This is a genomic window from Caulobacter sp. GW821-FHT11E11, assembly GCF_058808315.1.
In genome coordinates this window covers 655159-680186 of the sequence record NZ_JBXARO010000002.1, presented here as the reverse complement: position 1 = coordinate 680186, position 25028 = coordinate 655159, and the positions used below count along the sequence as shown (strand labels likewise).

Genomic DNA, 25028 nt, shown 5'->3' with positions numbered 1-25028 from the left:
CTAGGGGTGAGACGGAGCCCATTGTTCGTAGGCGTCCAGGGCCTTCTGCGGGCCGGCCGAATACCAGGAATAGCCATTACGGCGCCCCTTGGAGATCTCGTTGACGTCGTCATGGATGGTCTTGCCCCAGTCGCCGAAGATCGGTTGGCCGGTGCGGATGTCGTAGTTGCGCGACCAGATCACGGGCGCGCCGGGCTGGTCGATCAGCTTGCGCCCCTCCTCGTCGCTGACCTTGGTGAAGGCCTTGTCGCGGACGGCGTGGGCCTTGAGCCAGGCGACGCCGGCATGGACCGAAGCCTTCACCTCCGGCGTCGGGTTGGGCTGACGCATCAGGAACAGCAGGATGTCGGTGCTCTCGGCGCTGGCCAGCGAGCGCATCTCGTAGTCGCGGGCCGAACTGGGCTTCAGGGTCAGCGGGTCGACCTGCTGCGGCCAGACGGTCTTCTTGCCGTCCACCACGACCTGGGCGTCCAGGATCGGGCGGATGGCGCGCGCCGAGGCCGCGCCGGCGACCTTGCGCAGGGCGGGCGGGGCGAAGTCGAAGCCCTCCTTGGCCTCTGCGACGTCCTCCAGGATCATCGCGGCCTCGGCCACGGCGTTGTCGTTGAACGTCACCGCGTCGTGGAAGCCGCCCTCGATCGGATAGATCTGCGGCCAGCCGCCGTTGGGATACTGGGCCGCCAGCAGATAGTTGACGCCCTTGATGATGCTGGCGCGGTAGGCGTCGCCATCCTTGCCCGGGCGCTGCTGCTGCACCTTGGCCAGGAAACGCATCTCGGTCGTGGTCGCGTTGTTGTCCAGCGTGCCGACGAAGGTCCAGAAGCGGTCCTTGGGCGTATCGAAGCTGTCGTCCAGCGCCATGTGCTCGGCGTTGTTGGCGTAGCGCTGGCCCTTCAGGCGCGGTGGCTTGGTGCGATCCTGGTTCTTGCTCCAGCCGCCGGCAGGGGTCTGGAAGCTGACGATGGTGTCGGCGATCGCCTGGGCCTCGGGGCCGGCGTACCAGGCCACGTCCTTGTCGAGCGGCATGTGGCCACTGCCGGCTTCCGGCGGAGGCGGCGGCGTCTGGCCCGGCGCCAGCTCGGCGGCCAGGGTGGCCTTGTCCGTCTGCATCTGGGCCTGCGAGCGCTTGATATAGGCGGCCCAGGCCGCGCGCTGCTTGGCCGGCAGTTCCGGCAGGCGATCGGCAGTCAGCGAGCGGGCCGGCTGGTTCTTGGCGATCTCCGCGGCCTGGACCGCGCCCGGCGCGGCCAGCAGGGCCATGCCCAACAGCGCCGCCTGGCAGACGCCGCCTAGGCGTCGGGAATGATGAGCGATCCCATGGATCGGTACGCTGATCTTGGTCACTTCCTACCCTATCCTACTCGCCCCGACCGATTGACGCCGGTATCATAGAGGATCGAAATCATACCATTATATGGTACTCTTTATCATATATTGCGACAATTCAGACTCCGTCGCAACTCCCTTGTTACGGGCTTCGCCTGAGGATCAGGGCGACGACGACCTGAACACCAGGACCCGCTGCGCTTCCATCGGATTGAAGTTGTCGTCGGCGAACAGCGCCAGCGTCCGCTGACCGCCGACCCGAGGCCCCCAGGCCATCGCTTCGAAATTGGCTGCGCCGCCGGCGATGCCGTCGAGATTGACCAGCAGGCGCTTGGCCAGGACTTTGCCCGGCGCGGCGCCACGCAGGTCCACCAGATAGAGCCGGCAGTGATAAGTGAAACGCCCCTGCCCGTCCTCGACGCCTGAACGCTCCAGCACCAGCAGTTGGCGATCGTCGACAGCCAGGATCTCGCTGATCCCGTTGTCACCGCGACGGGCGGGCGCGGCCTGGATGGGGTCCAGGCGATAGGTGTACTGCATCGCCACGCCGCCGGCCCGGTCCAGGCGAGTGATCCGGGTGAGGCCGCCCCGCGCGACGCTGCTGACCGGGCCGTCCTGGATCAGCGGCGCCTCCATGGCCAGCCACAACCAACGGCCGTCGCGCGAGAAGCTCAGCCCCTCGAAGGTCAGGTTGAGCCGCGCACCGGTCGGTGTGAAGCGGAAGGCTTCCGGCGTCGGAATCGCGCCCTTCGGAGCCCCGTCGCGTCCCATGCGCCGGACCGCTGGATCAAAGCCCCGCAGTGCATCGCCTTCCGTGGACCAGACGAGATCGCCGGTCCGGGGATCGATCCGCAGCGCCTCGGCGTCGGCGCGTTCGCCCTCGGCCGCCGAGAAGGTCGCGTCATCCGCGCGGCGCAGCGGGACCTGGCGCGTTAGCCGCAGCCCCCTCACCCCGCTCAAGTCATAGTCCAACCGCCCGACGTAAAACCGCGCCGGCGCCTTCTCCGAGCGGTCGTCGGAGATCATCAGCCACTCGCCGCTCTCGCGGTCGTAGTCGACGCCGGAGATGCCGCCAAACGGCGCGCCGTCGACGGCGAGATCCTTGGGCAGGTCGAGCGTCCCGACCAGCTTCAGGGCCAGCGCCAGGCCGAGGGCGGCTCCGAAGTTCATTTCAGCTTGCGCACGGACTCGCGCTCGATCAGCTCGACATTGAACACCACGCGGCGGCGGGGCTCGCCTCGCGCGGCCATCCGGCGGATCAGGGTCTCGACGGCGGCGGCGGCCATGTCCTCGACTGGCATGTCGATGGTGGTCAGGGCCGGCGTGTGCAGCTGGGCCCAGGGGATGTCATCGAAGCCGACCACCGAGACGTCCTCGGGCGACGACAGGCCCATCGACCGGATGTGGCGCATGGCCCCGATGGCGATCAGGTCCGCGCCGGCGATCACCGCCGTGGCGGTGCGGCTCTCCAGGGCCTGGGTCACCGCCGGCTCCAGGTCCAGCGAGAAGGCGTTGTGGACGTGCCAGACCAGGTTGGCCTTCTCATTGACCGTGGCGATAGCGGCCTCGGCGCGCTGGCGGGCGCTGGAGGCGGCGTGCGGGCCCGAGATCACGCCGATGTTGACGTGTCCCGCCGCGATCAGGTGCTCGGCGGCTAGGCGACCGCCCTCGGCATAGTCGGCCTGGATGACATCGTAGCCCGGCAGGTTGCGGTCCAGCACCACCGTCGGCACACCCTCGATCAGGCGTCCGACCGGACCGTCGTCGGCGATCGGGAACCAGATCACCCCGTCGACGCCGTGGTCGACCAGCAGGCTGACCGCCCGCTGTTCCGCCTCAGCCGAGCCTTCGGTGTCGGTCAGGAACACGCTGTAGCCGTGGGCCCGCGCGGCCTGGATCACCACCTGAGCCAGGCTGGGGAAGAACGGATTGGTCAGGTCTGGCAGGATCAGGCCGATCGCACCCGTCTTGCCGGTTTTCATGGCCTTGGCGCTCTGGTTGGGCCGATAGCCCAGCTCGGCGGCCACTTTCAGGATGTGCTCGCGCGTCGCCTCGCCCACCGAGCCCGCGCCGTTGATCGCGTAGGAGGCGCTGGCCAGCGACACGCCAGCGGCCTTGGCGACCTCCTTCAAGGTCGACCTCCGGGGAGGATCGATGGGCGGCGGGTCGGACTTAGCCATGCGTCGAATTTCCGTTGCTCCTCCTGGAGGTGAAAGCTTTCAGGGCCAGCGTCAAGAAAGGGATCGGGGCGGAGTCGCGATCCGCCCCGCAAAGGCGCTCAACAAGGGGAGAGAGCGCCCCTGGTCCTGCCCCCTAGAACCTCGCCCGCACCGACAGCGTGTAGGTGCGCGGCGCGCCGACGAAGTAGCGGTCCAGGGTGCGGGCATTCGGGGTCGCGGCGGTGTAGCCGAACTCCGGCTGAGTGGCCGTCGAGCCGCTGACCGCGCCGATGTATTCCTTGTCGAACAGGTTATCGACGTTGAACTGGAAGCGCAGGTCCGGGACACCAGCGCGCTTTAGATCGTAGGTCGCCGTCAGCCCGACCAGCGTATAGGCGTCGATCATCTCGACACCCAGCTCCTGGAAGGTGGTCGGGGCCACGATGTGGCCGCCGACGCGCTCGCCGACATAACGAACATTGGCGTCGATCTTCAGCCCACTGACGGGTTTCCAGCCGACCTGGCCGAAGAAGCTGTTCTGGGGGATGTCGCGCACCCCTGCCCCGCCGATCACGGCAACGGCGGCCAGGGCCTTGCGGGCGTCGCTGCCGACGGCCGGGTTGTCGTGCTTGGCATCCTGGCGCGAGTACGAGCCGTAGAGGTCGACCGCGCCGAAGTCGTAATAGCCGGTCAGCTCGACGCCCTTGGTCTTGATGCCCGCGATGTTGACCGCCTTGGTCGCGACGTTGCCACGCACGACCTCGTCGGGATCGAGGGTCGCGGTCGGATCGCGCGGCACGATGCCGACATTGTTCTTGAGTTCGACGTCATACGCCTGGATCGAGAAGGCCATGTTCGGCTTCACATAACGCAGGCCCAGGTCGACGTTTTCGGTCGCGACCGGGGTGAGATCCTTGGGGCTGATCACCGCGGTCGAGCCCAGGAAGGCGTCCTCCGGGATACCGGCGAAGTTCTTGGCGTAGCCGCCGAACAGCTCCCAGGCGTCGGCCAGTTGGTAGGTCGCGCCGAGCTTCGGGTTGAGGTCCGAGTGCTGCGAGAACTTGACATTGGCTTTGTACTCCAGCGGCGACTTGGCGTCGTATTTGACGTTGTACCAAGTGACCCCGAGGTCGACCTTCAGCCTGTCGTCGAAGGCTCGGAACTCGTCCTGGGCGTACAGCATGGTCGTCTCGACCGAGGCCGTGCGCTCGTACTCGACATAGTTCAGCTTCGAACGATCATAGGCCGTGCTCTGGGCTGAGTTGATGATCGGGTAGAAGTTGCGCTTCTCGGTGGAGTCGCCGCCCTCCCACCAGCCACCGAAGCGCAGGGCATGGCCGCCGAACCTGGCCTTCAGCTCGCCGGTCACGCCATAACGATCACGGTCGCGCGGCGTCACGCGCATGTCGGCCGGACCGCCGACGACGTTGCTGTTGCGGATCGTGGTCAGGGTCGGTCGCACCGCCCCGCCATTGGCGTTGTAGCCGGTCACCGCGCGCGGATCGCCACCCGTCAGCACGCGCTGGCGGTCCTGGTAGCGGAACGACTCGCCCTTCAGCGTCTGGTAGTACGGATTGACGTCGAGGCTGACCGCATCACTCAGCACGAAATGGCTGTTGGCATAGGTCAGCCAGTCCTTTCGCCAGCCGCCCAGGGCTCCGCCGAAGTCGATGTCCTTGGCCGGGATGCCGGTGATAGCGTCCAGCGCGCGGTCGCTGCGCGGCGCGGCCTCGAACTCGCCCTTGGTGACGATGTTGAAGTCGTTGTCTTTCTGGTCGTTGTACGAGACGCGAGCCTTCACGAACGAGCCGTTGTCGAAGTCCTTCACCACCTTCAGCTCGTAGTGGTCGCGAACGCTGCCCCGGCTGTTGCGGCCGGCCCAGACGTCGTTCTCCTGGTGCGAATAGCTCAGATATCCCGAGAGGCCCGGCGCGATCTCGCCGCTGTCGACGCGGCCATAGATCCGCCGGAAGTCGAACGAGCCGAGGCCCGCCTCGACGGTCGCGCCGAAGGCCTTGCGCGGGGCGTCAGTGACGAAGTCGATGAAGCCGCCCAGGGCGAAGCGCGACGGCGCGCCGATGTCGCCAGCGCTCTGCGAGACGGTGATCTTGCCGACGTTGCTGCTCTCGATGAAGCGCTGCGGCGGCGAGCCGCCGTTGAAGCGGCTGTCGCCGGTCGGGATGCCATCCAGGGTCAGGCCGACCTGCTCGTCGGACAGGCCACGCATGTAGATCTCGAACGAGAAGCTGCCGCCGCGGCTGTCGCCGGTGGAGACCTGCACGCCGGGCACCTTGACCAGGGCCTGGGTGATCTCGGCGCCCAGCGGACGCTCCTGGATGTCCTCGGCGCCGATCGTGAACGTGGCGCGGGCCAGGCCCGAGCCGAAGCGCTCGGCGGTGACCACCACCTCGTCGATCGTGTCGGTAGCGGCCGGCGCGGTCTGCTGAGCCATGGCGGGCGCGGCCATGACCAGGCACAGCGCGCTCGAAGCCAGCCAGATGGACGTCTTCATGTTCAAGCCCCCTTCAGGCGACCCGCCTCAGCGGGTGTCGATGCCATTTAGTGAAACGTTTCATATTCGAGTTCAATGACAATTTCATCACACAGACGGGGTGTTCACGCGATGCCTAAGGCTTGGGCACAGGTGATACGATGCTATTTCCTTGAAACGTTTCACTCTATAGAGTCGCGCCGACCGTCGTCGGAGGGGACATGCCGGACAACGAAACCGCGCGGGCGCTGCTGGGCGTCGTGGTGTTCCTCGCCATCGGCTGGCTGCTGTCGGAGAACCGCCGCGCCCTGCCCTGGCGTCCGGTGCTGGTCGGCCTGGCGTGCCAGATCACCCTGGCCCTGCTACTGACCAAGATCCCGGCCATCACAGCCGGCTTCGCCGCCGCCACCCACGCGGTCGACGCCTTGCAAGCCGCCTCGCGAGCGGGATCCAGCTTCATGTTCGGCTATCTGGGCGGCGGCCGCGCGCCGTTCAGCATGGCCGACCCCAGCGCCGCCTTCATCTTCGCATTCCAAGCCTTGCCGGCCATCCTGCTGGTCGGGGCGCTGTCGGCCCTCCTGTGGCACTGGAAGGTGCTGATCGTTATTGTCCGCGCGGCGGCCTGGGCGTTCGGCAAGCTGTTCGGAGTCAGCGGCCCGGTCGGGGTCTCGACCTCGGCCTGCGTGTTCCTCGGCATGGTCGAGGCGCCATTGCTGATCAAGCCGTTCCTGCCGCGCCTGACCCGCGCCGAGATCTTCATCATCATGGTCGACGGCCTGTCGGTGATCGGCGGTTCGATGATGATCGTGCTGGGTTCGCTGATCGCCGCCAAGGTGCCCAACGCCTTCAGCCACCTGCTGATCGCCTCGCTGATCAGCACCCCGATGGCCATCGGCATGGCGCGACTGATCATTCCCGGCGAGACCAGCGCGGCGCACGACCCCATCGTGCTCACCAGCCCTTACCGCAGCAGCCTCGAAGCCCTGACCTTCGGCACGCTGGACGCGGTGAAGATGGTGCTGAACATCGCCGGCCTGCTGATCGTTTTCGTCGGCCTGATCGCCCTGATCAATATGGGCCTGGCCGCTATTCCTAATGCTGGAGCGCCGCTGACGCTCGGCGGGATCCTGGGCTGGCTGCTGACCCCGATCGTCTGGCTGACCGGCGCGCCGCTGACCGACCTGCAGGCCGTCGGCGCGATCCTGGGCACCAAGGTCGCCGCCAATGAGGTGGTGGCCTACAGCGACATGATGGCCCTGCCGCCCGGCGCGCTCAGCGACAAGAGCCTGCTGATCCTGACCTACGCCCTGGGCAGCTTCGGCAATGTCGGCAGCGTGGCGATCCTGATCGGCAGCCTGTCGTCTATGGCCCCGGAGAAGGTCGGCGAGGTCGTCGAACTGGGCTTCAAGGCCCTGGCGGCGGCATTTCTGACGACCTGCCTGACCGCGACGATCATGGGGCTGATCGGAGGCTAGGCGTCCTCGATGTCGAAGCGGGCCACCTTGCCGTCCCTAAGGCGGAAGACGTGGCCTACCGTCTTGTCCTTCAGCCCGTGCGTCTGCCCGCTCAGCGGCTTGCCCTCAAGATCAAGGATCGTCTGCCGGACCTCGGCCACGACCACGTCATCGCCCCGCCGCACGAAGGCGACCGGCTCGACGTGCGGACTGACCAAGGCCCACTGCCGCGTCCAGTAGGTCCGCACGGCTTCGCGCCCGTGCTCATGCCCGCCATCCATGCCGTTGGCCCAGGCCACGTCGTCGACCAACTCGACCAGCACGCCGTCGATATCCCGCGCATTGAAGCGGTCATAGAGGCGCTTGAGCAGCTCAATATCATTGTCCATCGGACGCCTTCCCGCTTGGGCTCGAACCAGTTACATATGCACATATGTATTTGATCTAAGCCGGACGCAAGGGTGGACGATGGTAAACCTGGATGTGCTCTCGACCCCGGGGCATCTGATCAGCCTGGCGGGGCGCGGCTTCGCCCGCCTGAGCGAGGCCCGCCTGAAACCGCTGGGGTTTGGCGTCGGCCAGCTGCCCGTGCTCGTCGCCCTGCGCGATGGCGAGGCCGACACCCAGCGCGACCTGGCCCGCTTCGCCAAGACCGAGCAGCCGCCCATGGCCCAGATGCTGGCCCGCATGGAGCGGGACGGTCTGATCAGCCGAACGCCGGATCCGACCGACCGCCGCAGCAGTCGGATCGTCCTGACCGAGACGGCGCAGGCCCGTCTGCCCGACGCCATCGAGACCCTGTTGCACGGCAATCAGGAAGCGTTGAACGGCTTCACCGACGCGGAAGCCTTGCAACTGGTCAGCCTGCTAAAGCGCCTGATCGCCAATCTCGACGACCTGGCGAGCAGCGAGTAGAGCGCCCGCCGCCGCGATCCCCGCCTCGGCGGCCTCGCGCGGCGAGCCTTCGGTTATCAATGCCCCCAGGGCCGCGCCGGCGAAGGTGTCTCCCGCGCCGGTGGCGTCGTCGACGGTCAGGGGCGTGACGGGCAGGTCGAAAGCCTCGCCGGCCGCCTTAACGTGGACGCCGTCGGCGCCGCGGGTTTCGAACAGGGTCTGGTTCGCCGGCGCCGGCTCAGTCCGGCCAGCCTCCAGCCAGGCGCGTTCGCCGGCGTTGCAGAACACGATCTCCGCCCGCGCCGTCAACCGGGTCACGAGATCAGGCGGAAAGCAGCCCGGATCATCCTTGGCGATCCAGGCCAGGCGCGGGCCTTCCACATCCAGCAGGCGATGGAGGATCGCTGGCGGGCCGGCGGCGACCACCAGCCATTCTGCCTCCGCAACCAGACGCAGCTGTGCCTCGGTCAATTCGGCGGGCCCCGGTCGCAGCAGGCAGCCATAGGTCCCGTCGGCGTTGTAGATCAGCAGGCACCGCGTCGACGGCGCGCCCGCTGTGACCGCGACGCCCTCTAGAGATCCGCAGGCCGCGCGATAGGCCTCGCCGTCGGCGTCGTCACCGATCCAGGTCAAGGGCGCGGCGGCGACGCCGGCCCACGCCAGAGCGTTGCTGGCGTAGAGCGCCGCCCCACCCGCGCGTGGCCATGCGCCCTCGCGCATCAACAGCGTGCCGCGTCCGGTGAAGTCCCCCTCGACCCGAACCACGTAGTCGATCGTCGCGAACCCCGCGACCGCCACACGCACCATCTCGCCAACCTCGCTTCAGCGACTTGACTGAAACGTTTCACTAGCTAGTTTGCAAGAACATTCTGACTTCGGATCACCCCATGCAGCCGCCCTGTTTCATCGCGTTCACCGGTGTCGATCGCCTCGAGCTGCTGCCTGGCCTCAAGGCGCTGTCGGCCCGCTATCCGATCGAATGGGGCGTGCTGGTCGACCCGGCCCAGGAAGACACCGCCCTCTTCCCGCCCGCCCAGATCCGCGACGCCCTGTTGGCCGAGCGCGACCTGCGCTGGGCGGCCCACGTCTGCGGCGACGCGGCCCGGACGATCGCGGCCAGCCCCCTGACCGCTCCCCTGCCCCCAGCCGGCGTCCAGCGGGTGCAGGTCAATCACAGCTTCAAGGGCAGCACCCCGGCCCAGGTCGAGGCCGCGCGGGACTATGGCCGTCGCCTGGGCGTGCGGACGGTGCTGCAGTGCTCGGGCGCCTTCCCGCTGAACCGGACCGGCGTCGACTGGCTGTACGACGTCTCGTTCGGCACGGGCGCACGGCCGGACCGCTGGCCCGCGCCGCCGCCGGCCGAGGGGCCGTTCTGCGGCTATTCCGGCGGCATCGGCCCCGACAGCGTGACCGAGATCCTGGCCCGCATCGCCGCGCCCGATGGCGCGCTGTACTGGATCGACATGGAGTCGGGCGTGCGCACCGACGGCGCCTTCGATCTGGCCAAGTGCGAGGCCGTCTGCCGCGCGGTCTACGGATGAGCGCTTCGCCGCGGCTGGTGATCCTGGACACCGATCCCGGCGTCGACGACGCCCTGGCCCTGCTCTACCTGCGCGCCCGAACTGACCTGCGCTTGCTGGCCATCACCACGGTGTTCGGCAATGCCGATGTCGAGACCACGACCCGCAACGCCCTATGGTTGCGGGTCCGCCTGGGCCTATCGGCGCCCATCCATCGCGGCGCCGCCGCACCGCTGAGCCGGCCGCGCGGTTCCTCGCCGGCGCATGTGCATGGCGAGAACGGACTGGGCGATATCGACCTTGGCGACTTCGCGCCGCCGCCGGCCGATCCCGGCTCCGCCCACGAGCGGATCGTCGACCTGGTTCGCGCCCATCCCGGCGAAGTGGCCCTGATCGCCATCGGCCCGCTGACCAATCTGGCCCTAGCGCTGCGCGCGGCGCCCGACATCACCGGGTTGGTCCACAGCGTGACGATCATGGGCGGCGCATTCGGTGGCGACGGCCGGACCGGCAACGTCACGCCCTTCGCAGAAGCCAACATCCACAACGACCCCGAAGCCGCCGCCGAGGTGCTGGCGGCGTCCTGGCCCATCACCCTGGTACCGCTGGACGCGACCATGGCCTGCGTGTGGCCCGACACCGCCGCCTTGGCGCTAGCCCAGCACAACGACGCGGGCCGCTTCGCCTACGAGGTCACCCGGACCTACGCCCAGGCCTATGCCCGGCACGCAGGCTTGTCCGGCTGCGTGCTGCACGACGTCGCCGCACTGGTCAGCCTGACCACGCCCGCGTTGTTTTCGATCCGCTCGAGCGCCGTATCGGTGGCGACCTCGGGCGAACGCATGGGCCAGACGGCCTGGGCCACCGAAGGTCCGTCGATCGCGGTGCGCGTCCAGGCGAACGGCTCCGATCTCGTGAGTCACTTCGAGCGGATGCTGACCTAGCCTCAGCCGGCCTCGACGTGCTTCAGCAGGTTGTCCCGCACGCGCGAGATGGCCTTCTGCACCAGGGCGAACTCCTCGGGCTCCAGGCCTGTCGCCTGGACCAGGGTGCGCTGGCCGCCCTTTTCGCGCAGCGCGCGGCCGGCCTCGGTCAGGGTGATGATCACCTGCCGCTCGTCGGCCGGATCGCGGCGGCGCTCCAGATAGCCGTCAGCCTCCAGCTTCTTGAGGATCGGCGTGAGGGTGTTCGACTCCAGGAAGAGCTTCTCCCCCAGGTGCTTGACGCTGAGGCTGCCCGTCTCCCACAGCGCAACGATGATGATCCATTGGGTGTAGGTCAGCCCCAGTTCCTCGAGGATAGGCTTGTACGCGCGGCCATAGGCCAAGTTGGCCGAATAGACCGCGAAGCACAGAAAATCAGCCAGCTGCGGGGCCTTGGGGGCGGGATCGGGGTTCGACATCGGGGTCCTTCTCGCGCCCTGCGGCGGTCGTCCGAAACAATATAGTTCGGATCCGATTAAATCGGAAGGTTGACAAGCACGAGTCACGAAGCCTACTTCATCGCATCCGAATTAATCGGATCCGATTTAAAAGGAACTTCCCGATGACCTCCCCCATCGACACCGTGCTCTATACCGCCCAAACCCACGTCACCGGCGGCCGCGACGGCGCTGCGCGCAGCAGCGACGGCAAGCTGGACGTGCGCCTGTCGCCTCCGGGCAGCGCCGCGCCCGGGACCAATCCGGAACAACTCTTCGCCGCCGGCTGGTCGGCCTGCTTCATCGGCGCCATCGGCCTGGCCGCCCGCGCCCAGGGCGTGACCCTGCCGGCGGACGTGGCCATCGACGCCGAGGTCGACCTGGCCAAGGCCGGCGAGGCCTATCTGCTGCGCGCCCGCCTGAACGTCAGCCTGCCCGGCCTGGACAAGACCGTCGCCCAGAGCCTGGTCGAGGCCGCGCACCAGACCTGCCCGTACTCGAAGGCCACGCGCGGCAACATCGACGTCACGCTGACCATCGCCTGATCCGCGACCGGGGCGCCGGCGAGCGGCGCCCCTCCCACCTATCCAGGAGCTCCCCAATGTCATCCGATCCAGCGTCCCTGCGCTTCCACGCCGTGTCCCTGAGCGTCGCGGCCGTCGCCGCGGCGGCCACCTACGGGACCAACACCGCCATGCTGCCCGCGCCCGCCATGTTCTTGGGCTGGGTCGCCTTCGACCTGGCCGGGCCCTCGTGGCGTGGCGGAGCGGCCAACACCGGCGCCTTCCTGCTGGGCCTGGCGTTCGGCGCGAGCACGGCCCTGGCCGCTGCCGCCCTGACGCCGGCGCTGGGCGCGCTGGCCACGCCCCTGGCCGTGGCGGGCGTCGTGGTGCTGGTCCTGTCGCTGCGCGGCCTGGCGCCGCTCAACAATCCCCTCGCCTATTTCCTCGGCCTGAGCAGCTTCTTCTATTCGGGCCTGGCCCCGACGGGCGACACTCTGCTGATCCTGGGCCAGGCCGGCTTCATCGGCGGCCTGGCCTGCGCCGCCGCCGGCCTGGCCCAGAGCCTGGTCGTCCAGAAGATGGAGCCGCGTCATGCATAACCTGTCCCGCCGCAACCTCCTGCAAGCCGCCGGCGCCCTGGCCGCCCTGGCGCCGACCACCGCCTTCGCGGCGCCTTCCGCAGCGCCCTGGACGCTGCGCGAGGTCGAGACCCCGGACCTGATCATCAGCTATGCCGAACTGGGCCCGGCCAACGGCCCACCGGTGCTGCTGCTGCATGGCTGGCCCTACGACATCCATGCCTATGCCGACGTCGCGCCGATCCTGGCGGCGGCCGGCAAGCGGGTGATCATCCCGCATCTGCGTGGCTATGGCGGCACACGCTTCCGCTCGGCCGACGCGCTCCGTAACGGCCAGCAGGCCGCGCTCGCCGTCGACGTGATCGCGCTGATGGACGCCTTGGGCATCGCCAAAGCCGTCATTGGCGGCTTCGACTGGGGCGCGCGCACCGCCAATATCGTGGCCGTCCTGTGGCCCGAACGCTGCCAGGCGATGGTGTCGGTCAGCGGCTACCTGATCGGCAGCCAGCAGGCCAACCAGGCGCCGCTGTCGCCCGAGGCCGAGCTGTCCTGGTGGTACCAGTTCTACTTCGCCACCGAGCGCGGCGCCAAAGGCTACGCCGCCAACCGCGACGCCTTCGCGCACCTGATCTGGAAGAGCGCCTCGCCCAGATGGGCGTTCGACGATGCGACCTTCGCGCGGTCGGCCGCGTCGCTGGCCAATCCCGACCACGTGGCGATCACCATTCACAACTATCGCTGGCGGCTGGGTCTGGTTCAGGGCGAGGCGCGCTTCGACGCCCTGGAGGCCAGGCTGGCGCAGCGGCCCGACATCCTGGTTCCGACCATCACCCTGGAAGGCGACGCCAACGGCGCGCCACATTCACCGCCGGAGGCCTATGCGGGCAAGTTTAAGGGCCGCTATGAGCACCGGCTGCTGACGGGCGGCGTCGGTCACAATCCGCCGCAAGAGGCGCCAGAGGCGTTCGCGCGCGCCGTCCTGGACGTCGCACGCTGGGTCTCCTGAGGAGACCCAGCGCCACACACTCCTAGAACGGGACCGCGATCTTCAGCGACAGCGTCTGGTTCCGGGTCCGGTCGCCGAACTGGCCGGTCCAGGCCAGGCGGCCGCTGGCCTTGGCGCCGATGACCGACACGCCCAACTCGGTGTCGAAGGTCGTCTTGTCCAGGCCCGGATTGACCGTGAAGCCGCTGGCGGCTGCGGCCGGAGCGCCCTGGAAGGCCGCCTCGAACAGCGCCTTCTCGGCGTCTGACGAATAGGTCGCGCCCAGTCGGCCATAGGGCCGATAGACGGCGCTGCGTCCCTGGAACTCGGCGCCGGCCTCGACCTTGAAGCTGGCGCGGCCGTAGGTGTCCTTCTGGTCGGGAACGACCAGATTGACCGCACCGGCGCCAGTTTCGGTGAAGCCCTTGGTTTCGACCTTGACCGCGCTGGCCTCGATCATCGGCTTCACATAGGCCCGGTCCGAGCCCCAGCGATACGAGGCGCGGCCCGTGGCGGCCAAGAAGCTCATGTCCTGCTTGCCACGAGCAAAGCGCGCGGGGGAAGCCGGCAGCGGCACCAGGCGCCGGGTCTTCATGTCCGACTGGCCGCCATGGATCGCCAGGCCGAGGCCGAAGCCGTGGCCCGGATCGCGCTTGACGACCAGGCCGCCCTGGTAGCGCTGGCCATCGGCGTTGACGCGGCTCTTGACGCCGCCGCCGACATCCTCGGCCGACAGGGCCCCGCCGACGCGCCAGTCGCCGTTGAATGCCGCCTCGAACCCACCCGACAGGCCGGTCGAGTTCTCGTCATAGGCCATGGCCGCCGAGCTGCCTTTCAGCTGCAGCCAACGCGCCGAAGGCTTCACCCAGATGCAGCCGCGCTCGGAGAAGGCGACGCCCTCGCTGGTCCGCGGGCAGCTGAACATCGAGTCCGCGAACTGCTGGCTGGCGAAGACCTGCGCCGTCTGCTGGGCGGCGTAGGTCTCCGGCGAGAAGCCGTCATAGAAATTGGCCAGCTGACCGACGGTCGGCACGTAGAACAACTCGGCCGTGATCGGCGCGAAGGTCGGCGAGCTGCCGGCCGTCTGAATGGCGTTGATATGGTCGCCCAGCGCCGTCTGGTTGCGGTTCAGGCCGGTCGGCGAGAAGTCGATGTCGTATTTGAGGTTCAGGTCCTGGCTGGTCGCGGCCAGGGCGAAGCTGGCCACGGCCGAGGTCGGCTTGTTCAGCGTCACGCCCGACTGGGTCAGCGTGCCCGAGCCATCCAGGATCGTCACGGTGTGGCTGCCCGGCAGCGCGTAGCCCGGGTTCAGGATGTTGAGCGTGAACGCGCCCTTGATGTCGACCGAACCGGTCAGCTTCAGCTGGTCGATCTCGCCCGACTTGCCGGTGCGCAGCAGATCAAGGTCGGTCAGCATGTTGCCGGTGGCCGACTGGATGAAGCTGCCCTGGACGTTCGTCGTCTGCACCACGCCCGCGTCGCCGGGGCTAAGCAGGCCGTGATTGATCAGGTTGCCGCCGTTCAGCTTCACATAGTCCAGCGAGACGAAGAACGACTTGCTGTTGTTGGTGACACTGTTGACGCCCAGGCCCAGGTCGACATTGCCGACCAGACCCTTGTTGGAGATGACCGCGTCATTGCCGCCTGTGGCCGTGACGGCCAGCTTGGAGTCCGACCAGGTCACGCCGTTCAGGGTCAGGGTGTTGTTCTTGCCCCCGTCCATCAGGACGCCCATGCCGTAGACCGAGCCGCCCTTCACGTCGCCGTTCAGGGTTACGGTGATGTCGTCGTTGCCGTCCTTGGAGGCGCTCTGGAAGACCGCGCCGATGCCGTTCTTGCCGCCGACGATGACGTTGCCGTTCTGGACGATGGTGACCTTGCCGCCCTCGCCGACGCCTTCCATCGAGCCGATGAAGCCCAGCAGCATCTTGCCGCCGAACAGGCCGCCGCCGCCGCCGACCGACTGGGCGAAGATGCCGACCGCGCCCGTGCCGGTGACGGTGATGTTGCCGGTGTTGGTCACCGTCACGTCGCCGCCGTTCCCGCCATTGGCGTGGATCGGGTTCAGCTGCAGATCCAGGATGTCGCTATAGTTCTGGCCGCCGAAGGCCGTGGTGTTGCCCCACGAGGCCAGGCCCAGCGAATAGTCGCCGGCCAGGCCGCCGCCGCCGCCCACGCTCTGGGCGAAGATGCCCGTGGCCCCGGCGCCGGAGGTGACGATGTCGCCGGTGTTGGTGACGATCACCTCGCCACCGTCGCCGGCCGAGCCGCCGAGGCCTGAGAACACCACCTGGCCGACGGCCGACATGATGCCTTCGCCGCCCTGGCCGCCGCCGCCGCCCACGCTCTGGGCGAAGATGCCGTTGGCGTTGACGCCCGAGGTGGTGATCTTGCCGTCGTTGATCACCGTGACCTTGCCGCCGTTGCCGGCCGCGCCGCCCATGCCGCCGATGCCGATGCCGAACGCCGGCTCCTTCAGTGACTTCACGAACTCGGCCGTGGCCGTCAGGTTGCCGACCGTGGACATGGTCGCGGCCAGGCCGCCGCGTTCCTCGTCCTCGCTCTCGGCGTCGGTCGCGCCGCCGACGCCGCCGCCGCCGCCGATCGACTGGGCATAGACGCCGCGGGCCAGGTCCCCCTCGGTGACGATCGAGCCCTTGTTCTTGACATAGACCTCGCCGCCGTCGCCGGCCGCCGCGCCTTGGCCGCCGATGCTGACCTCGCCGGCCAGGCCAGAGCCACCCAGGCCGCCGCCGCCGCCCACGCTCTGGGCGAAGATGGCGTGGCTGCCCTGTCCGACCGTGTGGATGACGCCGTCATTCAGGACACGGACGAAGCCGCCATCCCCGGCCGCCGCGCCGCTGCCGCCGATGGCGATCTGCGCGGCCTTGCCCTCGCCCTTGTTGATCAGGTCGAGGATGTTGGGGATTTCCTCGCCTTCGTCGGACACGGAACCACCGGCCCCGCCGCCGCCGCCCACCGACTGGGCCAGGATGCCGAAGGACTGGGCCCCTTTGGTGTAGATCCCGCCCTTGTTGTCGACCGTGACCTCGTCGCCGTCGCCTGCCGCGCCGCCATAGCCGCCCAGCGAGACGGACACCGAGGTCGCGCCCTTGGATTTCTTGTTCGAGAAGGCCAGGGCAAAGCCCCGGGCGTCGCCGCCCGCGCCACCGCCGCCACCCACCGATTGGGCAAAGACGCCGTGGCTGCCGTCGGCCAGGGACGCGAGCACGCCGGTGTTCTCCACCGTCACCTTGCCGCCGTCGCCCGCCGTGCTGCCGAAGCCGCCCATGGCGATCGAATAGACGCCATTCTTGCCCGCGCCCATCGCGCCGGACACCGAGGTGGCGACACCGCCGTCACCGCCGCCGCCGCCCACGCTCTGGGCGTAGATCACGTGGCTCAGCGAACCGTCGGTGCGCATGGCGCCCGAGTTGACGACCTTGACGTCGCCGCCGTGGTTGCCCTTGCCGCCCGAGCCGCCCATGGCGATGGAGATGTTCTGGCTGCGGTCGCCGAACGAGACCGAGCCGCTGCCACCGGCCAGGTATTCGCCCCACTCGTCGGAATCCAGGCCCGTTATGCCGCCATGGCCGCCGCCGCCGCCGATCGACTGGGCCAGGATGCCGTGCGACAGCTCGCCGACGGTCCAGATGGCCCCGCTGTTGATCACCTCGACGTCGCCGCCGGTCGTGCCGTTGCCGCCGAAGCCGCCCATGTTGGCGGTGACATTGACCGACTGGCTGCCCGACAGGGCGATGTTGCCGGCCGAGCCGCCGGCCCCGCCGCCGCCGCCCACGCTCTGGGCGAAGACGCCGATCGAGCCGTCGCCCTTGGTATTGATGGTCTTGGTGGTGGTGACATGGACGTCGCCGGCTTCGCCCGCGCCGCCGCCGCTGCCGCCCATGGTCAGGCCGATATTGGTCGACTTGGTCGCGCCGAAATTGGCGGCGACCGTGAAGCCGCCCGTGCCGCCGCCGCCGCCCACCGACTGGGCGAAGACCGCGTGCGAAGCGTTACCGTCGGTCAGGATCTCGCCGATGATGTCGACGTCGACATCGCCGCTGTTACCGCCCGAACCGCCTTGCCCGCCCAGGCTGAGGCCCAGGGTGACGCTCTTGTTCGACGCCACCGCGCCGGTCAGGCGACCGGCCCAGCCGCCGTCGCCGCCGCCGCCGCCCACGCTCTGGGCGAAGACGCCGTGCGAGGCCTCGCCGGTGGTGTGGGTCGCGCCCGTGGCCTCGACCTTGACGTCGCTCGACGTGCCGCCGACGCCGCCATTGCCGCCGACGCTGGCGTTCAGGGCGACGCTGTTGGTGCTGCCGACCGCCAGGGCGCCCGAGATCGAGAAACCGCCCGCGCCGCCGCCGCCGCCCACCGACTGGGCGAAGATCGCGTGGGCGCCGTCGCCCGTAGTGCCGATATCGCTGCCGCTGAGGACGTCGACCTTCCAGCCGTCGCCGCCCTTGCCGCCGCTGCCGCCGACCGTGACCGACGCCGCGCCGGCCGAGCTGCCCGCGCCGACCGCCAGGCCGCCGCTCCAGCCGCCCGCGCCGCCGCCGCCGCCCAGGCTCTGGGCCAGGATGCCGATCGCGCGGTCGCCGCCAGTGAGGATCGTCCCCTTGCTGTCGACATCGACGGCCTTGGCGTCGCCGCCTTCGCCGCCCGAGCCGCCCAGGGCCAGGCTGGCGCCGCCGGCCGTCTTGCCGCCGCCAACCGCCGCGCTGACCGAGAAACCGCCCGTGCCGCCGCCGCCGCCCACCGACTGGGCCAGGAGCCCATACGAGTCCGCGCCCTTGGTGGTGATGCCGCCGGTGTTGGTCAGGTCGACCACGCCGCCGCCGCCGCCGCCGCCGGCCGCGCCACCGACCGAAACCGCGATCGCGCCGGCCACGCCGCCGCCGGCCGCGGCGATCGAGCCGCTCCAGCCGCCGTGGCCGCCGCCGCCGCCCACGCTCTGGGCGTGAAGGCCGCTGGAACGGTCGCCGGTCGTGTTGATCGTGGCGCTGTTGTTCACCGTGACGAGGTCGCCGTCACCGGCCCCCGCGCCCGCGCCGCCCACGGCGACCGAGCCCGACAAGGCCGCCTTGCCGACCGCCAGGGCCGCCGCGACCGCGAAGCCACCGTTGCCCCCGCTGCCGCCGACGCTCTGGGCGAAGACGCCCTGCGAGTCCGCGCCGATCGTTTCCAGATAGCCGCTGGTGTTGACGGTGACCGTCTTGCCGTCGCCGCCGTCGCCGCCCGTGCCGCCGACAGCGATGCTCAGCGCGCCGAAGGCGCCGACCGCGGCGCCCACGCCGTAGCCGCCATTGCCGCCGCCGCCGCCCACGCTCTGGGCGAAGATCGCGGCCGCGCGCTCGCCCGCCGTGCGGATGTCGCTGCTCGCGCCGGCATTGACCGTGACGGTGTCGCCGTCGCCGCCCTTGCCGCCGGTGCCGCCGACCGAGATGTTCAGGAAGGCCCCGACGCTGGCCGCGCCGCCGCCATTGCCGCCGCCGCCGCCGACCGACTGGGCGAAGACGCCGATCGAGCGGTCGCCGCCCGTCCGGATCTTGCCGCTGTTGCTGATGTCGACCACGCCGCCCTTGCCGCCGTCGCCGCCCGAGCCGCCGATCGAGATCATGCCGCCCGTGCCGCCGCCGTCACCGCCGCCGCCGCCCACGCTCTGGGCGTAGATGGCCGAGGCGTCCGCGCCGAGGGTCGTCAGGGAGCCGGTGTTGCCGACCGTGACCTTCTTGGAGTCGCCGCCGCCGCCGCCGATGCCGCCGACCGCCGCCAGACCCGCCGCGCCGCCGCCGTCACCGCCGCCGCCGCCGATGCTTTCGGCGAAGATCGCCTGCGAGCCTTCGCCGTGGGTGGTGATCGCGCCGGCGTTGTTGACCGTGACCCCGCCGCCATTGGACGTGCCGCTGCCGTTGCCGCCGATCGAGACCAGGCTGGAGGCCGAGCCGCCCGAGCCGCCCGAGCCGCCGATCGACTGGGCCAGGATGCCGCGCGAATAGGCGCCCCAGGTCTCGATGACCCCGGTGGCGCCGTTGGTGACCTGCACCGAGCCGCCAGCGCCGCCGTGCGAGCCGCCGCCGCCCAGCGAGAACAGGCTGATGCCCGTGTCACCGCCGTCGCCGCCGCCGCCGCCCACGCTCTGAGCGAAGATTGCGTCGCCGTTGATCCCGTGGGTTGTGATGGCGCCGTTGTTGGTCACCGTCACCTGGCCGCCGTCGCCGGCGCTGCCGCCGTTCGAGGCATAGCCCAGGGAGAAATAGGAATCGCCGCCATCGCCGCCGAAACCGCCCAGGCTGGCCGCGCGGATGCCCTTGGAGAACTTGCCGTTCACGACGATCGACGCGCCGGCCTCGGTATAGACCGACACCGCGCCGCCGATGGCGCTGTTGCCGCCGCCGCTGCCGCCGCAGATCGCGACGTCGCAGCTGCCGGCGCTGCCGCCCGGACCGCCGACGCTGGAGGCGAAGATACCGTCCGAGTTGCTGCCGTTCGTCTCGATGGCGTTGGCGCCGAGGCGGACGCTGACCGCGCCGCCCGGTCCGCCCTGGCCGCCGTCGCCAGCCGAACCGACGCCGACCGCGAAGTCGCCGCCATTGCCGCCGCCGCCGCCGGCGCTGATCGCCACGATGCCGTGGGCGTCGTCGCCGCTGGTCGAGATGTCGATCGCGGCCTTCAAGGTGACGCTGCCGCCACGACCGCCCCAGCCGCCGTCGCCGCCGCTGCCGCCGACGCCGGCGTCACCGCCGCCGCCGCCATAGCCGGCGCGCGTGCTGATCAGGATGCCGGGCTGGCCGGTCGCGATGATGGTGTGGTCGGGATCGACGATGTCGCGGGTGAGATTGGCCGAGCTGTCGCCGTTGTCGCCATCCGACCAGGCGCTGCCGCCGCTGCCGTTGCTGGCTTGGTTTTTCACGGACACGACCGGCACGGCCGGCTTCAGCACGAGAGCGGCCGCCATGCTCGGGACCGCGAAGTTCGTGCCCGCCGGATTGGTGGACAGGCTGGCGGCGACGGGTGTGGCGAACAGGGCCGCGGCGCCGGTGCTGGCGGCCAGGGCCTTGCTGATCGAGCCCAGCATCTTGCGGGCGCTGGCGTCCAGTTGCTCGGCGCGCTGCTGCGCGCGGCGATCAGCCTGGCGCGACAGCGGTACGACCGTCTGCTCGGGCAGCGGCGAGGTCAGGGCGCGCGAAAGCTCGCCCAGCGCGCCGTAAAGCGTCAGCAGCGTATCGGGCGACACCGGGCCGCCCCCGCGGCCGATCTGGGACAGGATGACGTCCCGCGTGGCGTCGATCGCCGGCAGGGAGGGCAGGAACCGCTCTCGCAGCGCCATGGCGGTCGCGACATCGACACTCTCGGCGCGGATGCGCGCATTCAGCTGCGCAAGGGCCGAGGTCAGGCCCGCCAGACGATCGACGCGCGGCGTCGTGTTGCTCATGGAGTTTTGCAAAGCCCCCCTCCCCCGAGAAGCTCACCCCGAAGGGTCGCCGCCGAAATTCGACGAACGTCGTAATCTAATAAAGCACTAACAACCGTGACGGGAGAATTAACGGCATCATAAGTGATTGTGCGAACGAACGAAACTCCCGGGCCGCTGGAAGACCTCCAACGCCCGACGAGGGCGGCCGTATATCATCGATTCGTGAGCGTGCGCCTCAGCTGGCGCGGCCCCGCAACGCCTTGGCCACGATCGGCGCCAGGGCCTCGCCGATCCGCTTGGCGCCGCCGGGGTTGGGGTGGATGCCATCCCGCTGCATCAGGGCCTGATTGCCGCCCACGCCGGCCAGGATATTGGCGTAGAGCGGCGCGGCGAACTCCCGCGCCAAGCTGGGATAGATCGCGTTGAACTCCCGCGCATAGGTCGCCCCGATCGCCGGCGGCGCGGCGACGCCGACCAGGACCACGCCGATGCCCCGCGCCTTCAGCTTCTGGAGGATGCCGCGCAGATTGGCCTTGGTCTGGGCGGGATCGACGCCCTGCAGCAGGTCGTTGCCGCCCAGCGCCACCACGCAGATCCGGGTGTCGGGTGCGACGCTGAAACCCACCCGCGCAAGACCCCCGCCGCTGGTGTCGCCCGACACGCCGGCCGCCCGGACGACGACCGAGACACCCAGGCGTCCCAGAGCCGCCTGGAGCTGGGCGGGCATGGCGTCGCGCGCCGGCAGGCCCAGGCCTGCGGTGATGGAGTCGCCCAGAACGGTCACGACCGGCGCCTTGGGCGCGGCGGCGACCTGGGTCAGCAGGCCGAGGCCGAGTAAAAATCGGCGACGGTTGGGAAAACGCTGTGCGGTCGGGCTCATGCCTTCCTATGTAGGTCAGCCGCCGGCGGAACAAGGACCGGCCTCGCAGGAAGCCCGATGATCGACGACGCCCCGCCCACCGCGCCCCTGGTTCTCGACGCCGTCGCCTTGACCCTGCCCTCCGCCGCCGGACCCGTGAACATCCTGCGCGGCGTCGACCTGGTCGTGAACGCCCGCGAGCGTGTGGCCATCGTCGGCCCATCGGGCTCGGGCAAGTCCTCGCTGATCGCGGTCGGGGCCGGACTGGAGGAGCCCACCGCCGGCACGGTGCGATTGTTCGACCAAGACCTGGCGAAACTGGACGAGGACGGCCGGGCCCGCCTGCGACGCGGCCGGGCCGCCCTGGTGTTCCAGGCCTTCCACCTGCTGCCCAATATGACGGCCGAGGAGAACGTCGCCACGCCGTTGGAGATCGCCGGCGCCCGCGACGCGCTGCCCACGGCGCGCGACTGGCTGGCCCGCGTCGGCTTGGCCGGACGCCTCACCCACTATCCCCACCAGTTGTCGGGCGGCGAGCAGCAGCGCGTCGCCCTGGCTCGCGCCCTGGCCGCGCGCCCCGCCCTGCTGTTCGCCGACGAGCCGACCGGTAACCTCGACAGCGCCACAGCCGCGTCCGTGGCCGACCTGATGTTCAACCTCGTCGCCGAGGTGGGCGCCGCGCTGGTCATGGTCACCCACGACCCGACCCTAGCGACCCGCGCCGACCGCATCGTGCGGATGGCCGACGGGCGCATCGTCGCGTGAGCAAAGTGATCCTCGGGGCTCCGCTCGCCTTCCGCCTGGCCGCCCGCGAACTGCGCTCGGGCGTGCGCGGCTTTCGCATCTTCCTGGCCTGCCTGGCCCTGGGCGTGGCCGCCATCGCCGCCGCCGGCTCGACCGCCGAGGCCTTCCGCCAGGGCCTGGCCAGTCAGGCGCGCGAGATCCTGGGCGGCGACCTGTCGTTCTCGGTCGAGAACCGCGACTTCACCGACAAGGAGCGCGCGGCCTTTGACAAGCTGGGCGTCACGACCTACGCCGCCGTCGCCCGCGCCATGGCTCAGGCGCCCAGCGGCGAGCGTCGCCTGGTCAGCTTGCGCGGCGTCGATGGCCGCTTCCCGCTGGCCGGCGCCGTCAAGCTGGACGGCGCGCCGAACCTCGCGGCTGCCCTGGCCGACCACGACGGCCTGCCCGGCGCGGCGGTCGAGCCCGCCCTGCTCGACCGCCTGCACCTGAAGATCGGTGACCGGTTCGAGGCCGGCCCCATGACCCTGGTCGTTCGCGCGCGCCTGATGGGCGAGCCCGACGGCCTGTCGCGCGGCTTCTCCATCGCCCCGCGCGTCCTGGTCCGCGGCGACGTGCTGGACCGCTCCGGCCTGCTCGCGCCGGGCGGGCTGTCGGGGCGCGCCGTCCGCATCACCCTGCCCTCCACCCAAGACCCGCGCGCGGCGGGCAAGGCCGTCCAGGCGGCGTTTCCGGCCTCTCACTTCCGGGTCCGCGACCGGCTAGACAGCGCGCCAGGCGCAAGGCGGCTGATCGACCAGCTGGAATACTTCCTGGGCTTTATCGGCCTGGCCTCGCTGGTGGCCGGTGGCCTGGGCGTGGCCGGCGCGGTGTCGGCCTATCTGTCGACGCGCGAACCGGCCATCGCGGTCCTCAAGGCCCTGGGGGCGCAGAGCGGCCTGATCCGCGACCTGCACCTGATCCAGATCGGCGTCCTGGCTCTGCTGGGCGTGACGATCGGCCTGGCGGTCGGGGCCATCGCGCCCTTGATCCTGGGTCAGTTGGCGGGCTCGAACCTGCCGATACCGGCGCTGTTCAAGGTCTATCCGTGGCCGTTGGCCAAGGCGGGACTGTTCGGGATCCTGGCGGCGGCGGCCTTCTCGTTGGTCCCGCTGGCGCGCGCCCGCAGCACGCCGCCTTCGGCCCTGTTCCGCCGCGCGCCCAAGGCCCGCCTGCCGTTTGGCCTGGAGACCATCGGCGCCGTCGTCTCAGGCGCCGGCCTCGCGGCCCTGGCCTTGGCCACAGCCCCGACGCCGCTGGCGGCGGGAATCATGATCGCTAGCGTCGCCGTCGCCTTCGGCCTGCTCTCGGCCCAGGGACGCGCCGCCGCCTGGAGCGCCGGCAAGGCGCGCCGCCTGACGCGCGGTCCGGTCAAGCTGGGCCTGGCCAACCTGGCCGGTCCGGGCTCGGCGGCCAAGACGGCCACCCCGGCCATCGGTCTGGGCGTCGCCCTGCTGGCCTGCGTGGTGCTGATCCAGTCGGCGCTGCTGGCCCAGGTCGGCGAGGTCGCCCCGCGCACCGCGCCGGCCATGGTCTTCACCGAGATCCCCGCCGATCGCGCCGCGGCCTTCGACGCCGCGGTGGCCAGCGTCACCGGCCCGTTGCGCGAAGACGCCTATCTGCGCATGCCGTTCGCCACCGGCCGGATCGTCGCCCTGAAGGGCAAGCCCGTCGACACCCAGGCGATCAAGCCGTCCGAGCGCTGGGCCTTCGACAACGACATCAGCCTGTCCCTGTTCGCCAAGGAGCCGAAGAACGCCGGCGTGGCGTCGGGCCACTGGTGGCGCGCGGACCATGCCGGCCCGCCGCAGGTCGCGATGAACGTCGAGATCGCCGAGGCCGCCGGCCTCAAGATCGGCGATACGATCACCGTCGAGGTGCTGGGCCGCGAGATCGAGGCGCGGGTCGCCGCGCTGCGCAAGGTCGACTTCGGCGGCTTCGGTCCGAACTTCGCCCTGATCTTCAATCCTTCGACCCTGGAGGGTGCGGAGCTGCGCAGCGTGGCGATCGCCCGGCTGAGCCGAGACCACGAGGCCGCCCTGACCCGCAAGCTGGGCCAAGACTTTCCGGGCGTGAACGTGATCAGCGTCCGCGAACAGCTGGACGCCGCCGCCGCCCTGTTCGACCGCTTGGCCCTGGCCGTTCGCGGCGCGGCCGCCGTCGCCGGCCTGGCGGGCCTGCTGGTGCTGGCCGGCGCCATCGCGGCTGGAGCGCGGGCTCGCGCCCGTGAAGCCGCCACGCTGAAGGTGCTGGGCGCCACCCGCGCCCAGATCCTGGTCGCCTATGTCATCGAGTATGGCGCCGTGGGCCTGATCGCCGGCGCGGCGGGCGTCCTGTTCGGCTTCGCGGCCGCCTGGCCCGTGGTGGTCAAGGTCTTCGAAGCCAGCTGGAGCGTCGACTGGAGCGGCGTGCTGGTGCTGCTGGCCGGCGCGACCGGGCTGGCGACCCTGGGCGGCCTGATCGCCGCGGGCCTAGCCCTGTCCCAGCGTCCGGCGCCGGTGCTGCGCGGCGACTGATGGCGCCTCGCGATCAACAAAAAGCGGAGTGGGAAGGTGAACTCGACTTTTCCGCACATCCACCGTCACCTTGCCGTGGTCAACTGATCGGACGGCGATGCCGCCGGCTGTCCTGGAGTGTGA

The 25028-nt window shown here is 70.0% G+C and carries 18 protein-coding genes; 9 read left to right on the top strand and 9 right to left on the bottom strand.

Annotated features, from left to right (window positions below; translation table 11 throughout):
• From pelA to AC1RR5_RS07130, 4 genes are all read right to left on the bottom strand, one after another.
• Nucleotides 1–1344, bottom strand: coding sequence for a pectate lyase (pelA, locus tag AC1RR5_RS07145; protein ID WP_492920507.1), 1344 nt, complete (start codon nt 1342–1344; stop codon nt 1–3).
• Between the two features lie 144 nt (nt 1345–1488).
• Nucleotides 1489–2496, bottom strand: a complete 1008-nt coding sequence (locus tag AC1RR5_RS07140) for an esterase-like activity of phytase family protein (RefSeq protein WP_492920506.1) — start codon at nt 2494–2496, stop codon at nt 1489–1491.
• Nucleotides 2493–3506 carry a LacI family DNA-binding transcriptional regulator gene (locus AC1RR5_RS07135; RefSeq protein ID WP_492920504.1) on the bottom strand — a complete coding sequence of 338 codons (1014 nt, stop codon included), beginning with the start codon at nt 3504–3506 and terminating at the stop codon, nt 2493–2495. Before AC1RR5_RS07135 ends, AC1RR5_RS07140 begins: the two co-directional genes overlap by 4 nt.
• A 133-nt stretch (nt 3507–3639) precedes the next feature.
• Nucleotides 3640–5997 carry a TonB-dependent receptor gene (locus tag AC1RR5_RS07130; protein ID WP_492920503.1) on the bottom strand — a complete coding sequence of 786 codons (2358 nt, stop codon included), beginning with the start codon at nt 5995–5997 and terminating at the stop codon, nt 3640–3642.
• A 200-nt stretch (nt 5998–6197) separates the two neighbouring features.
• Here AC1RR5_RS07130 and AC1RR5_RS07125 point away from each other — a divergent pair, with 200 nt between their 5' ends.
• Nucleotides 6198–7451 carry a NupC/NupG family nucleoside CNT transporter gene (locus AC1RR5_RS07125; protein WP_492920502.1) on the top strand — a complete coding sequence of 418 codons (1254 nt, stop codon included), beginning with the start codon at nt 6198–6200 and terminating at the stop codon, nt 7449–7451.
• Here AC1RR5_RS07125 and AC1RR5_RS07120 read toward each other — a convergent pair.
• Complete coding sequence (locus AC1RR5_RS07120) at nt 7448–7819, bottom strand: nuclear transport factor 2 family protein (RefSeq protein ID WP_492920501.1); 372 nt, start codon at nt 7817–7819, stop codon at nt 7448–7450. The two genes, AC1RR5_RS07125 and AC1RR5_RS07120, sit on opposite strands and share 4 nt — an antisense overlap.
• A gap of 79 nt (nt 7820–7898) precedes the next feature.
• On the opposite strand from AC1RR5_RS07120, the gene AC1RR5_RS07115 reads away from it, so the two are divergent.
• Nucleotides 7899–8345 carry a MarR family winged helix-turn-helix transcriptional regulator gene (locus tag AC1RR5_RS07115; RefSeq protein WP_492920500.1) on the top strand — a complete coding sequence of 149 codons (447 nt, stop codon included), beginning with the start codon at nt 7899–7901 and terminating at the stop codon, nt 8343–8345.
• Here AC1RR5_RS07115 and AC1RR5_RS07110 read toward each other — a convergent pair.
• Nucleotides 8298–9131 (bottom strand): carbohydrate kinase family protein, encoded by an 834-nt coding sequence (locus AC1RR5_RS07110; RefSeq protein WP_492920499.1) that lies wholly within the window; start codon nt 9129–9131, stop codon nt 8298–8300. The genes AC1RR5_RS07115 and AC1RR5_RS07110 overlap by 48 nt on opposite strands.
• A gap of 80 nt (nt 9132–9211) precedes the next feature.
• On the opposite strand from AC1RR5_RS07110, the gene AC1RR5_RS07105 reads away from it, so the two are divergent.
• Nucleotides 9212–9865: a phosphoribosylanthranilate isomerase gene (locus tag AC1RR5_RS07105; RefSeq protein WP_492920497.1), complete on the top strand. Its 654-nt coding sequence runs from the start codon at nt 9212–9214 to the stop codon at nt 9863–9865.
• Nucleotides 9862–10788, top strand: coding sequence for a nucleoside hydrolase (locus AC1RR5_RS07100; protein ID WP_492920496.1), 927 nt, complete (start codon nt 9862–9864; stop codon nt 10786–10788). Before AC1RR5_RS07105 ends, AC1RR5_RS07100 begins: the two co-directional genes overlap by 4 nt.
• A 2-nt stretch (nt 10789–10790) precedes the next feature.
• Here the strand turns inward: AC1RR5_RS07100 and AC1RR5_RS07095 are convergent, their stop codons facing one another.
• Complete coding sequence (locus AC1RR5_RS07095) at nt 10791–11246, bottom strand: MarR family winged helix-turn-helix transcriptional regulator (RefSeq protein WP_492920494.1); 456 nt, start codon at nt 11244–11246, stop codon at nt 10791–10793.
• 143 nt (nt 11247–11389) lie between these two features.
• Here AC1RR5_RS07095 and AC1RR5_RS07090 point away from each other — a divergent pair, with 143 nt between their 5' ends.
• The 3 genes from AC1RR5_RS07090 to AC1RR5_RS07080 are packed head-to-tail and all read left to right on the top strand — an operon-like array spanning nt 11390 to nt 13351.
• On the top strand, nt 11390–11809 hold the full coding sequence (locus AC1RR5_RS07090; protein WP_492920493.1) for an organic hydroperoxide resistance protein: 420 nt from the start codon (nt 11390–11392) through the stop codon (nt 11807–11809).
• Nucleotides 11810–11865: 56 nt separating this feature from the next.
• Nucleotides 11866–12366 carry a DUF1097 family protein gene (locus tag AC1RR5_RS07085; protein ID WP_492920492.1) on the top strand — a complete coding sequence of 167 codons (501 nt, stop codon included), beginning with the start codon at nt 11866–11868 and terminating at the stop codon, nt 12364–12366.
• A complete protein-coding gene (locus AC1RR5_RS07080) occupies nt 12359–13351 on the top strand; it encodes an alpha/beta fold hydrolase (protein ID WP_492920491.1) in 993 nt (330 codons plus the stop codon). Before AC1RR5_RS07085 ends, AC1RR5_RS07080 begins: the two co-directional genes overlap by 8 nt.
• Before the next feature lie 22 nt (nt 13352–13373).
• On the opposite strand, the gene AC1RR5_RS07075 is transcribed toward AC1RR5_RS07080, so the two are convergent.
• Together AC1RR5_RS07075 and AC1RR5_RS07070 are read right to left on the bottom strand one after the other, a co-directional pair.
• On the bottom strand, nt 13374–20768 hold the full coding sequence (locus AC1RR5_RS07075; RefSeq protein WP_492920489.1) for a hypothetical protein: 7395 nt from the start codon (nt 20766–20768) through the stop codon (nt 13374–13376).
• Nucleotides 20769–20985: 217 nt separating this feature from the next.
• Nucleotides 20986–21630, bottom strand: a complete 645-nt coding sequence (locus AC1RR5_RS07070; protein ID WP_492920488.1) for an arylesterase — start codon at nt 21628–21630, stop codon at nt 20986–20988.
• Between the two features lie 57 nt (nt 21631–21687).
• On the opposite strand from AC1RR5_RS07070, the gene AC1RR5_RS07065 reads away from it, so the two are divergent.
• On the top strand, nt 21688–22374 hold the full coding sequence (locus AC1RR5_RS07065) for an ABC transporter ATP-binding protein (protein ID WP_492920487.1): 687 nt from the start codon (nt 21688–21690) through the stop codon (nt 22372–22374).
• 8 nt (nt 22375–22382) lie between these two features.
• Nucleotides 22383–24905, top strand: a complete 2523-nt coding sequence (locus tag AC1RR5_RS07060; RefSeq protein WP_492920576.1) for an ABC transporter permease — start codon at nt 22383–22385, stop codon at nt 24903–24905.
• Nucleotides 24906–25028: the final 123 nt, after the last annotated feature.

Bases quoted from the DNA above. Each gene is read 5' to 3' on its own strand.
- AC1RR5_RS07140 (WP_492920506.1), bottom strand. From the start codon at position 2,496: ATGAACTTCGGAGCCGCCCTCGGCCTGGCGCTGGCCCTGAAGCTGGTC.
- AC1RR5_RS07135 (WP_492920504.1), bottom strand. From the start codon at position 3,506: ATGGCTAAGTCCGACCCGCCGCCCATCGATCCTCCCCGGAGGTCGACC.
- AC1RR5_RS07130 (WP_492920503.1), bottom strand. From the start codon at position 5,997: ATGAAGACGTCCATCTGGCTGGCTTCGAGCGCGCTGTGCCTGGTCATG.
- AC1RR5_RS07125 (WP_492920502.1), top strand. From the start codon at position 6,198: ATGCCGGACAACGAAACCGCGCGGGCGCTGCTGGGCGTCGTGGTGTTC.
- AC1RR5_RS07120 (WP_492920501.1), bottom strand. From the start codon at position 7,819: ATGGACAATGATATTGAGCTGCTCAAGCGCCTCTATGACCGCTTCAAT.
- AC1RR5_RS07115 (WP_492920500.1), top strand. From the start codon at position 7,899: ATGGTAAACCTGGATGTGCTCTCGACCCCGGGGCATCTGATCAGCCTG.
- AC1RR5_RS07110 (WP_492920499.1), bottom strand. From the start codon at position 9,131: ATGGTGCGTGTGGCGGTCGCGGGGTTCGCGACGATCGACTACGTGGTT.
- AC1RR5_RS07105 (WP_492920497.1), top strand. From the start codon at position 9,212: ATGCAGCCGCCCTGTTTCATCGCGTTCACCGGTGTCGATCGCCTCGAG.
- AC1RR5_RS07100 (WP_492920496.1), top strand. From the start codon at position 9,862: ATGAGCGCTTCGCCGCGGCTGGTGATCCTGGACACCGATCCCGGCGTC.
- AC1RR5_RS07095 (WP_492920494.1), bottom strand. From the start codon at position 11,246: ATGTCGAACCCCGATCCCGCCCCCAAGGCCCCGCAGCTGGCTGATTTT.
- AC1RR5_RS07090 (WP_492920493.1), top strand. From the start codon at position 11,390: ATGACCTCCCCCATCGACACCGTGCTCTATACCGCCCAAACCCACGTC.
- AC1RR5_RS07085 (WP_492920492.1), top strand. From the start codon at position 11,866: ATGTCATCCGATCCAGCGTCCCTGCGCTTCCACGCCGTGTCCCTGAGC.
- AC1RR5_RS07080 (WP_492920491.1), top strand. From the start codon at position 12,359: ATGCATAACCTGTCCCGCCGCAACCTCCTGCAAGCCGCCGGCGCCCTG.
- AC1RR5_RS07075 (WP_492920489.1), bottom strand. From the start codon at position 20,768: ATGAGCAACACGACGCCGCGCGTCGATCGTCTGGCGGGCCTGACCTCG.
- AC1RR5_RS07070 (WP_492920488.1), bottom strand. From the start codon at position 21,630: ATGAGCCCGACCGCACAGCGTTTTCCCAACCGTCGCCGATTTTTACTC.
- AC1RR5_RS07065 (WP_492920487.1), top strand. From the start codon at position 21,688: ATGATCGACGACGCCCCGCCCACCGCGCCCCTGGTTCTCGACGCCGTC.